Consider the following 9,561-nt stretch of genomic DNA (forward strand, 5'->3'; position numbering starts at 1 on the left):
GACGGTGGGTTCGGCGATCCGACTCCCGCCGCCCGGACCGAAAACATCGGCAGCGCTGCCTTCGAGCTGGGCCTTCCACGATGTGATCTGATTGGGGTGAACGTCGAACTGCTCCGCCAGTTGCGCCAGCGTGCGGTCACCCTTGACGGCGGCAAGTGCCACCTTCGCCTTGAAAGCCGGAGTGTGGTTCCGCCGTGCTCGTCTGCTCATCGTCTCTCCTGATTCGCGGGTCAATCTTGCCCGCCGTCAGGCAGAAACTCCACTTATCGCGCTGTTCAGATTTGCGGGACCAGCTCATTGCGCCAACTCAACTTCGACGCTACCACTACGGATCCTCGAACAATCAGGCACAGGACCGCTGGAAGCCTCACCTAGCAAATCCCCGACTCGCATTGCCTTTCGGTGAGGCGGCCCTCTCAAGAGCACAGGTATGAATGTGCTTCACGGGTAATCCCCTCTACCGGCCCTCATTATTTACCTCACCACCCGCAGCGCAGTGCGTTGCTCGCAAAAACCCTGATGCGATCAAGACCCGGCTTTGGGGACAACATTGCTGAAAACGATGCAGCGGGGGGGGGCGGCTTGCGGCAACTCTTGACCATCTTCTGCTATCGCGGCAACGAGAACAACGAAAGCAGATCGAGATGATGAGAGCGGGGTGTGGCTGTGACGGATCAATCCCAAGCATCGGAGTTGCCGCCGGTCCTGCAGAGACCGTCGAAAGGCTTTCGGTGGAGCTTTACTCTTCTAGCCTTATTGCTCGTTCTTTGCGCCGGAGGAGCCTATTTTTTGACGAATATGAATATCGAAATGTTTGCCGAGGCGCCGTCGGCTCATGAAATCGTGCCTCCTACGTTTGACTTGTCACCTGAGGATAGGGACGTCCTTTTAGGTATGCAATCAGGGCAGCAGAAGACGGCCGATGAAGTTGCCAAGCTCAATCGCAACGTCGACGCGCAGCAAGCCGAGCTAAAGCGGATCTCGGATCAGATCACAGCCCTGACCCAAAGATTCGAGGAGCTGCACAATCGGGCGCTTGTTGCCTCTCCTGCTCCTGCTGCTTCTTTCCCACCCGTGCGCACCACATCCAAGCCGGCCAAGAGAGACGTCCGGCCCTCGAAGCCGCAAGGTCCGGTTTCCGTCGGAGGCGCGCCGCTGACTGCGGAGCCGAGCACCGAACAGCGCTGATTGCCACAAAATGCCTGCCATATGACGCTGCGCCTTCCAACCAAGTCGGAAACCAACCGTCCACCATCTTGATGCGCAGGCCGAGCCTCTCATTGCTCCGCGCGATTTCGGAAATCCTCTGTGAGTCGCAAGAAGTTCATAAGCAGGACGTGCCCCTGTGAGGTAAGTATCGACTCAGGATGGAACTGGACCCCATAGGTGGGATAATAGCCGTGCGTGAGGGCCATGATCTCGCCTTCCTCCGAACGCGCTGTCACTATGAGGTTCTGCGCACATGACTGATCAAGCTCGACGATAAGAGAATGGTAGCGTCCGACGTCAAGCGGGGTTGGCAGCCCCTTGAATAACCCTCGGCCGTCATGCGCAACGTATGAGCGCTGACCGTGCATGGGCCGATGCGCACGCGCCACCCGTCCTCCGAAAGCGCTCGCAATACACTGATGTCCAAGGCAGATGCCGAGAATTGGTACGCGTCCCGAAAGTTCGCGAACCACTGCTGTCGATATTCCTGCCTCAGTTGGAGTGCAGGGGCCGGGCGATATGACCACCGCGCGGGGCTTGAGACCAACGAGCTCGCCGATGCTGATAGCGTCGTTTCGGATCACTTCCGTTGCTTCACTGAGCTTGTGGAAATAGCGGGCAATGTTGAATACGAAGGAATCGTAATTGTCGATGATGACAATCAAAATGCACCAGCTGGTTCAGAACCGAATGCATCAAAGATTCGCTTTGCCTTGGCGAGCGTTTCCTCGTATTCGGCCTCGGGCTCCGACAGGGCCGTTATACCGCCGCCCGCATGAAACACAGCCAGGTCACCGTCGATGGTGACGGTGCGGATCGCAATACTTGTGTCCATGTGCCCGTTGAAGCCGATGAAGCCGATCGCCCCACAATAGACCTCTCGCGCTATGCGCTCGATTTCTGTAATAATTTCCATCGACCGCACCTTTGGCGCTCCCGTAATGGAGCCCCCGGGAAAGCAAGCACGAAGCAGGCTAACGGCGTCTTCCCCTCCGGCAAGTTCCCCCGTAACGATCGACACGAGATGGTGCACCGAGGCATAGGACTCGAGATTGCACAGAGCCGGAACCTCGACCGAATGCGCAGTGCAAACGCGTGACAGATCATTTCGCAAAAGGTCGACAATCATCGTGTTCTCGGCATGATCCTTTTCGGAAGCGAGGAGAACAGCCGCACAGCGGTGGTCTTCATTGAAATCAGGCGAACGCGCGATCGTGCCCTTGATGGGTCGTGTCTCGACTTGTTGCTCGTTAAGCTTCAGGAATCGTTCCGGCGAACTTGATGCGATGGTCAGCTTTCCCCATCGCAGCAGGGCCGCAAAAGGCGCCGGATTCGATGATCGTAGCTGGCAATAGAAGGCGAGCGGATCAAACGAGGTCGGCAGGCGGGTGCTGAAACTCTGCGCAATATTCGTCTGGAACACGTCACCCGCCAGGATCAAGTCGATCACGCTTTGTACCGCCGCAATGTAGCCCTTGCGGCTGAAGTTCGAGCTCCAAGCGCCTGCTTTGCTGGCACAACCATTCTGTGGCGCCATTGGACGGTCAAGGAATGCTGCAAACTCGTCAGCTCGACGACGCGCTCGTTCGCTCCGTCGCACGCGATCATGCTCCGGCCATCCGGTCGAGACAATCCAGCATTTGTTATCCCGATGGTCGAAGCTGATGACCACGTCATAGAAATGCAGGATGGATTGGGGCAAACCCAGACCGACAATTGCCGGCGCAGACAATCGCTCCAATGTCCTGTTCATGTCGTAGGCAAGGTAGCCTGCCGCTCCTCCCTGGAACGGCGGGAGATCGGGACGATGCTCTTGCGGGTACTTCGCGAGTAGCGTGCGAAGGACCTTCCATGGATCGGCCTCGAGAGTCAGACCGTTCCAACTGGCTTGGCCGTTCGCGACCCTATAGGTGCTGAACGGGTCACACGTTACATATGAGTAGCGCCCAAGCAGCTCGTGCCTTGCTGCGCTATCGAGAAACGTGAGATGCGATCGATGCCCAAGACGTCGCATCGCTGTGACAGGTTCAATCCACTGCAACTCGCGAACGTACATCGGGTTATAGGTCACCGGCCGCTGACGTCGTGAAAGTGTCGTTCCATCTGTTGCCCCACCCGATGAGAGCGACGCCTGTCTGCGATGGCATGAAACTTGAGGCCATTGCCAAACTAACCCGGCGGTGGACTTTTTGCTGCCACAGCACCTCGATCATCCTGCCGTTGAGGCGAAAGGGGTATCTATTGATACATCATAGTCGGCCGCGAACCGCAGCTCGCGGAGCGGTCGGACCCGTTTGATCGATTCCTGGTAGAGATGGTGCGCTTTGTACGCTGCGAGCTCCGTCTCGCTGTCGAACTCACCATAGACCACGATGTCAATATCATTGCCGAGCTGATCGGTCTTGCGGTTGCGGGCAACCTCAAGCCGGCGCGCATGTGGTATCGCGGTGAGACGCGAAAGACCTTCGATGATCTGGTCGATATGCGACTTGTCCTTGGCGCTGAAGAAGACGATGTGACGAATCATGGCCGTCCGGAGATGTCGCTAGTGGGGGCATAACTATCTGGGAATAGAACCCGTTGCAATGAGGCTAGTCACTTGCTGCATGCTCGTCGCTTGCGATCGTCAGCGATCCGCAATGAAGCTTGCCAGAGTTGCTCAGGACGCGGGAAGGGTAAGGCGCTCAATGGTTTGAATGTGCCGCGTCAGCAGATTACAGGCTTGATCGATATTGCGCGTTCGCAAGGCTTGAAGAATCAGGCGGTGATCTTGATTGGAGCGCGGTCGCCAGCCCGCCGATCGCGCCATCGCGAATACCAATCGAGAATTGGCAAGCTGCAGTCCATCGAGGCTCGCGAGCAGACGCGGCATTCCGCACGGCGCGACCAAGGCTTGGTGAAAGGTGCGGTTGGCCATCTCAAACTCCTCGATCGTCTTTGCACTGTCTCCTTCGATCACGGTGAGCTCGATCCGAGCCAAATGAGCTGTTGTGAGCCTTGGCCCCGAATGGCGCAATGCCACCACTTCCAGCGCAGCGCGCATTTCGGCGATCTCCTTCACTGAATGGGTATCGAGCGGGGCAACCCGAACACCGCGGCGTGGCACAGCGACAACAAGATGTTGTGCCTGCAGCTGCCGAAAGGCCTCGCGCACCGGGACGTGGCTGGAATTGAATTCTCGTGCAACGTGATCCTGACGCAGTGGCGCGCCTGGCTCTAAGGCGCCGCTGATAATGCGCTCAGCGATTGAGTCCGCGATGCGCGCGACCGTCGTCATGTTGTCAGCAATGATCATAGATTATCTACCGCAATAACCGGTGCATTTGCGAGGCAGCTCGATTAGCATCTCTTCGAGAGCGGTGACTATAGATAATTCACGCGATTATCTACAATTGAGCGGGATTGGATTATGGATGCTGCTGCGCAAGTCGGACGGAAGGGAGCAAGCAAAGGGGCGCAGGTTCGTCATCATTGGAACGTCGAACGGGCTAAGGCGCTCTACGACCTGCCTTTTGCCGACCTGATGTTTCAGGCGCAGCGCGCTCATCGCAAGAGCTTCGATCCAAACCACGTCGAAACCGCGAGCCTGCTCAGCATCAAGACCGGCGGCTGCCCGGAAGACTGCGGCTACTGCTCGCAAAGCGCGCATTACGAGACCGGCCTGAAAGCCACCCGTCTGATGCGTTGCCCAGATGTGATTGCGATTGCGCAGCGCGCGAAGGATGCCGGCGCCACGCGCTTCTGCATGGCCGCGGCCTGGCGCACGCCAAAAGATCGCGATCTTGATTCCGTCTGCCACATGGTCAACGCGGTCAAAGGACTCGGCATGGAAACGTGCGTCACGCTGGGCATGCTGACGCCGAAGCAGGCCGCGCGCCTCGCCGAGGCCGGCCTTGACTTCTACAATCACAACGTCGACACATCACCCGAGTTTTACAGCAAGATCATCACGACCCGTAGCCTGCAGGACCGCATCGATACGCTGGCGCATGTGCGCGATGCCGGCATCAAGATCTGCTGCGGCGGGATTATCGGGATGGGCGAGCACATCGAGGACCGCCTAGGTATGCTCGTGCTGCTCGCCGATCTTCCCAGCCATCCCGAAAGCCTGCCGATCAACCTATGGAACAAGATCGAAGGCGTGCCGGTGGAAGACACCGCGGAGCCTCCCGATCCGATCGCGCTGGTCCGCCTGGTGGCGACCGCGCGGATCATGATGCCAAGGAGTGTGGTTCGCTTGTCCGCCGGGCGGCAATACATGAGCGATGAATTGCAGGCGCTTTGCTTCTTGGCCGGCGCAAATTCGATCTTCATCGGCGACGTGCTCTTGACCACCAAAAACCCGAAAGTTGATCGCGATGCGGATCTCCTGGCCCGGCTCGGCATCACGTCCGGGCTCGCCTGACGAAAGCAGTGCGCGCAATATGTTGCCCCTACATCCAGCCTAGGTGAGAAATGCAGATAACTTTGATGAAGGGAAAAATCCATCGCGCCTCAGTGACCGAAGCTGATCTGCACTATGAAGGCTCGATCTCGATAGATCGTGCGCTCCTGGAGGCGGCGGGAATGGTGATCAACGAGCGCGTCGAAATCTACAATGTCGAAACAGGGGCGCGCTTTGCCACCTACGTGATCGAGGCGCCGCCGAGGTCTGGCACGATAAGCCTGAACGGTGCGGCCGCCCGACTCGCGATGCCCGGAGACAAGATCATTATCGTTGCATATGCCTCATTCGGCGAGGCTGAAGCAAAGATATTCAAGCCACGCATTGTGCGTGTGGACCAGGACAATCGCATCCTGGCAAGTTGAGCCTCAAGGGCTATCCATCCTTCTTCAACGGCCAACGGATCTTTTGCGTGATTTGATGCGATCCTGGGAGCGATGAATGCGGTCAATGCAAGCAGCTAGACTTAGTCCCTACGTCGCGGCGTTGAATGCCTTGAACGAAGACAAACGGCTGCGCTGCCTCAAGCCGCGCGTGGGGATCGATTTCGCATCAAACGACTATCTGGCGCTCGGGAGCGCCCCGCGCATCAAAAAGGCGATGGTCGCCGCGCTGGAGGCGGGCACTCCGGTTGGAGCAGGCGGGTCGCGGCTTCTGCGCGGCAATTGCGAGGAGCATGAACGGCTCGAAACCGAAGCTGCTCAGTTCTTTGGCGCGGAGGCAGCGCTTTTCTTTGGAGGCGGCTATATCGCAAATTTTGCCCTCCTGACAACGCTGCCGCAGCGGGGCGATCTGCTCGTTCTCGACTCGCTCGTGCACGCCAGTATTCACGAGGGGGCGCGAGCCGGCCGCGCAGAGTGCCGAATTCATGCGCACAATGATCCTCAGTCAGTCGAAGACGCAATTCGCGACTGGCGAGCCAAAGGTGGAGCGGGCCGCGTCTGGATTGTGGCCGAAAGTCTCTACAGTATGGATGGCGACTTCGCTCCACTCGAAGAGCTGGTGGCAATCGCCGATCGCCATGATGCATTTCTGATCGTGGATGAGGCTCATGCCACAGGAGCTTACGGGCTTCAGGGACGAGGGCTCACAGCCTCTTATGACAGGCGGGACAATCTCATCGTCGTTCATACCTGCGGCAAAGCGCTCGGTGCGGCGGGTGCACTTGTTACGGTCTCCGGCATCCTGCGCGATTTCATGGTCAATCGCTGCCGTCCGTTTATCTTTGCCACGGCCCCATCACCATTGATGGCCGTTGCCGTTCGAGAGGCACTCCTCATCCTGCAGGAAGAGCCGGAGCGGCAGCAACGGCTGGCCAAACTTGTTTCGTTCGCGCATCGGCAGATCACCTCCCTTGGTTTGCACACGCCGTCGACCTCTCAGATCGTGCCGTACATAGTGGGTGACAATGCTCATGCAATGCGACTTGCCTCTGCTCTGCAGGCGCGCGGCTTCGACATCCGCGGAATTCGGCCGCCAACCGTCCCAACAGGCACCGCGCGTTTGCGAATTTCGTTGACACTGAATGTTGGGGAAGCGGACGTGCGCGCAATGCTCGATGCGCTTGTTGAGGTGACAAGGGGCTCGTTTTGATGAATAAGCGGATCGTCGTGACCGGTACGGACACCGGGGTCGGCAAAACGGTATTTTCCGCAGGGCTCGCCGGCCTTCTCGGCGCGAATTACTGGAAGCCGGTCCAGGCTGGACTGGAACAAGAGACCGACTCCGAGTGCGTCCGCCGCCTCGGCGGCCTCTCGGCCGATCGGATTGTCCCGGAGCTCTATCAACTTCGGACGCCTGCGTCGCCCCATTACGCCGCGGAGATCGACGGCGTTCGCATAGACACAGAGACGCTTGGACTGCCGGACAGCGGCGAGCGGCAACTGGTGATCGAGGGCGCCGGCGGGCTCATGGTGCCGCTGACAGCGCGCACTCTTTACATCGACATCTTCGAACGCTGGCAGCTTCCCGTTGTGCTTTGCGCCAGGACGGGACTGGGCACAATCAATCACTCTCTGCTCTCCATAGAGGCTCTGCGGAAGCGTCAGATTCGAATCCTTGGAATTGCGTTCATTGGCGAAAGAAACGCGGAAACTGAAAGCGCGATTTGCGAGATCGGGAGAGTGCGTTGGTTGGGACGGCTCCCGTGGCTTGTTCCGCTCACGGACGAAAGGCTGCAGGCCGCTTTCAAAGACTCCTTTCTTGGCAGTGATTTCCTGAACCTATGAGGATAGCCAAGAGGTCGCCGATCTGGCACCCGTTCACGCAGCATGCTCTACAGCCGGACATGACGAAGGTGCTGCGGGGAGAGGGGGCTTATCTCTACACAGAAGATGGCCGACGCCTTATCGATGCAATCTCCTCCTGGTGGGTCGTGACCCACGGCCATTGCCATCCATGCATCGTGAACGCGATCCGAGAACAGGCAGGCAAGCTCAACCAGGTCATCTTCGCCGGATACACTCACGACCCGGCTGAGCAAGTTGCGACGGAACTATTGAAGCTCACCTGCCCGGCGCTCGAGCATGTGTTCTTCTCCGATAGCGGGTCAACCAGCGTCGAAGTCGCGCTGAAAATGGCGCTCGGCTACTGGCACAATACCGGAAGACAGCGAACCCAAATTGTGGTGATGCAGCACTCGTACCATGGCGACACGATCGGGGCGATGTCGGTAGGTAGCCGAGGCGTTTTCAATGCGGCCTACGGGGCGCTGATGTTCGAGGTGACCTCGATTCCGTTCCCCGCAAGAGATCGTGAGCAAATAGCGCTCGATGCGCTTGAAAACGCGTGTCGAAACGAACATCCGGCAGCCTTTATCGTGGAGCCCCTGATATTGGGTGCCGGTGGAATGCTGATGTATTCTCCCTCGGTGCTAAGAGAGATGAAGCGAATCTGCGAAGCCTTCGACGTCCTGTTCATTGCCGACGAGGTCATGACGGGCTGGGGCCGGACGGGTAGCTTGTTTGCGTGTGAGCAGGCCGATGTGACGCCCGATATTGCCTGCTATTCGAAAGGCCTCACGGCTGGGGCGCTGCCGCTCGCCGTCACACTCTGTCGTGCCGATATTTTCGATGCGCATTATTCTGAAGATCGCACGCGTACGTTTTTCCATTCGAGCTCATATACGGCCAATCCAGTGGCCTGCGCCGCCGCCAAGGCCAATCTGGACCTATGGCAGCAACAGGAATATCGCAGGCGGGTGGCATCCTTGGCCAGGATGCAAGAACAGGCACTCGCGCCATTTTGCGCCGATTCACGGTTCGCAAACGTCCGACGCACAGGAACAGTCACAGCGCTTGAACTCAACACGAGCGATGCCGGCTATCTGGCGGACATCGGGCCGAAGCTTTTGGCTTTCTTCCAAGCGCGGAATCTGCTGTTACGCCCACTCGGTAATACGATCTACGTGATGCCGCCTTACTGCGTTACGGCGGCCGACCTTGATGAAATCTATGCTGCCATCCGTGACGCTGCGGACTTGCTGATGTGAGGTGCCATAAAAGTTGCAATCGTCTGCGGTGACAGGATCTTGCAAGGCGAAAGTGTCCGTATTGCTGCCGTTTGATAGTACAAGGAGGATGCTGCGCCTACGGCTAGCAGGCTAATCGTGCTTTGAGCTGGTCCCGCAAATCTGAACAGCGCGATAAGTGGAGTTTCTGCCTGACGGCGGGCAAGATTGACCCGCGAATCAGGAGAGACGATGAGCAGACGAGCACGGCGGAACCACACTCCGGCTTTCAAGGCGAAGGTGGCACTTGCCGCCGTCAAGGGTGACCGCACGCTGGCGCAACTGGCGGAGCAGTTCGACGTTCACCCCAATCAGATCACATCGTGGAAGGCCCAGCTCGAAGGCAGCGCTGCCGATGTTTTCGGTCCGGGCGGCGGGAGTCGGATCGCCGAACCCACCG

Annotated in this window: 12 protein-coding genes; 7 read left to right on the top strand and 5 right to left on the bottom strand. The window is 58.4% G+C overall.

What is annotated here, in order from left to right; all coding sequences use genetic code 11:
- The coding region (locus tag E4K64_RS38480; protein WP_135162981.1) for a transposase at positions 1–210 on the bottom strand (210 nt) is incomplete at its 3' end.
- A 579-nt stretch (positions 211–789) separates the two neighbouring features.
- Here E4K64_RS38480 and E4K64_RS38485 point away from each other — a divergent pair.
- Positions 790–1,188 (top strand): hypothetical protein, encoded by a 399-nt coding sequence (locus E4K64_RS38485; RefSeq protein WP_235884956.1) that lies wholly within the window; start codon positions 790–792, stop codon positions 1,186–1,188.
- 89 nt (positions 1,189–1,277) lie between these two features.
- Here the strand turns inward: E4K64_RS38485 and E4K64_RS38490 are convergent, their stop codons facing one another.
- From E4K64_RS38490 to E4K64_RS38505, 4 genes are all read right to left on the bottom strand, one after another.
- The gene (locus E4K64_RS38490) at positions 1,278–1,874 is read right to left on the bottom strand and encodes an anthranilate synthase component II (RefSeq protein ID WP_164719155.1); all 597 of its coding nucleotides are present in this window, start codon (positions 1,872–1,874) and stop codon (positions 1,278–1,280) included.
- A complete protein-coding gene (pabB, locus tag E4K64_RS38495) occupies positions 1,871–3,280 on the bottom strand; it encodes an aminodeoxychorismate synthase component I (RefSeq protein WP_126262145.1) in 1,410 nt (469 codons plus the stop codon). Before pabB ends, E4K64_RS38490 begins: the two co-directional genes overlap by 4 nt.
- Before the next feature lie 138 nt (positions 3,281–3,418).
- Positions 3,419–3,736, bottom strand: coding sequence for a Dabb family protein (locus tag E4K64_RS38500; protein ID WP_126262146.1), 318 nt, complete (start codon positions 3,734–3,736; stop codon positions 3,419–3,421).
- 132 nt (positions 3,737–3,868) lie between these two features.
- Complete coding sequence (locus tag E4K64_RS38505; protein ID WP_126262147.1) at positions 3,869–4,504, bottom strand: GntR family transcriptional regulator; 636 nt, start codon at positions 4,502–4,504, stop codon at positions 3,869–3,871.
- A 114-nt stretch (positions 4,505–4,618) separates the two neighbouring features.
- Here E4K64_RS38505 and bioB point away from each other — a divergent pair, with 114 nt between their 5' ends.
- The 6 genes from bioB to E4K64_RS38535 form a co-directional block, all read left to right on the top strand.
- Positions 4,619–5,614, top strand: a complete 996-nt coding sequence (gene bioB / locus E4K64_RS38510; RefSeq protein ID WP_126262148.1) for a biotin synthase BioB — start codon at positions 4,619–4,621, stop codon at positions 5,612–5,614.
- A 50-nt stretch (positions 5,615–5,664) separates the two neighbouring features.
- On the top strand, positions 5,665–6,018 hold the full coding sequence (gene panD / locus E4K64_RS38515; protein ID WP_126262149.1) for an aspartate 1-decarboxylase: 354 nt from the start codon (positions 5,665–5,667) through the stop codon (positions 6,016–6,018).
- Positions 6,019–6,094: 76 nt separating this feature from the next.
- Positions 6,095–7,246, top strand: a complete 1,152-nt coding sequence (locus E4K64_RS38520) for an 8-amino-7-oxononanoate synthase (RefSeq protein ID WP_126262150.1) — start codon at positions 6,095–6,097, stop codon at positions 7,244–7,246.
- Positions 7,246–7,881, top strand: coding sequence for a dethiobiotin synthase (gene bioD, locus E4K64_RS38525; RefSeq protein ID WP_126262151.1), 636 nt, complete (start codon positions 7,246–7,248; stop codon positions 7,879–7,881). Before E4K64_RS38520 ends, bioD begins: the two co-directional genes overlap by 1 nt.
- A complete protein-coding gene (locus E4K64_RS38530) occupies positions 7,878–9,143 on the top strand; it encodes an adenosylmethionine--8-amino-7-oxononanoate transaminase (protein ID WP_126262152.1) in 1,266 nt (421 codons plus the stop codon). The genes bioD and E4K64_RS38530 overlap by 4 nt, the downstream gene beginning before the upstream one ends.
- 210 nt (positions 9,144–9,353) lie before the next feature.
- A partial coding sequence (locus E4K64_RS38535) for a transposase (RefSeq protein ID WP_135163638.1) occupies positions 9,354–9,561 on the top strand: 208 nt, incomplete at its 3' end.

The organism is Bradyrhizobium frederickii (assembly GCF_004570865.1).
Taxonomy (GTDB): domain Bacteria; phylum Pseudomonadota; class Alphaproteobacteria; order Rhizobiales; family Xanthobacteraceae; genus Bradyrhizobium; species Bradyrhizobium frederickii.

Coding starts and splice junctions, on each gene's coding strand:
- E4K64_RS38500 (WP_126262146.1), bottom strand. CDS start 3,736: ATGATTCGTCACATCGTCTTCTTCAGCGCCAAGGACAAGTCGCATATC.
- E4K64_RS38505 (WP_126262147.1), bottom strand. CDS start 4,504: ATGATCATTGCTGACAACATGACGACGGTCGCGCGCATCGCGGACTCA.
- bioB (WP_126262148.1), top strand. CDS start 4,619: ATGGATGCTGCTGCGCAAGTCGGACGGAAGGGAGCAAGCAAAGGGGCG.
- panD (WP_126262149.1), top strand. CDS start 5,665: ATGCAGATAACTTTGATGAAGGGAAAAATCCATCGCGCCTCAGTGACC.
- E4K64_RS38520 (WP_126262150.1), top strand. CDS start 6,095: ATGCGGTCAATGCAAGCAGCTAGACTTAGTCCCTACGTCGCGGCGTTG.
- bioD (WP_126262151.1), top strand. CDS start 7,246: ATGAATAAGCGGATCGTCGTGACCGGTACGGACACCGGGGTCGGCAAA.
- E4K64_RS38530 (WP_126262152.1), top strand. CDS start 7,878: ATGAGGATAGCCAAGAGGTCGCCGATCTGGCACCCGTTCACGCAGCAT.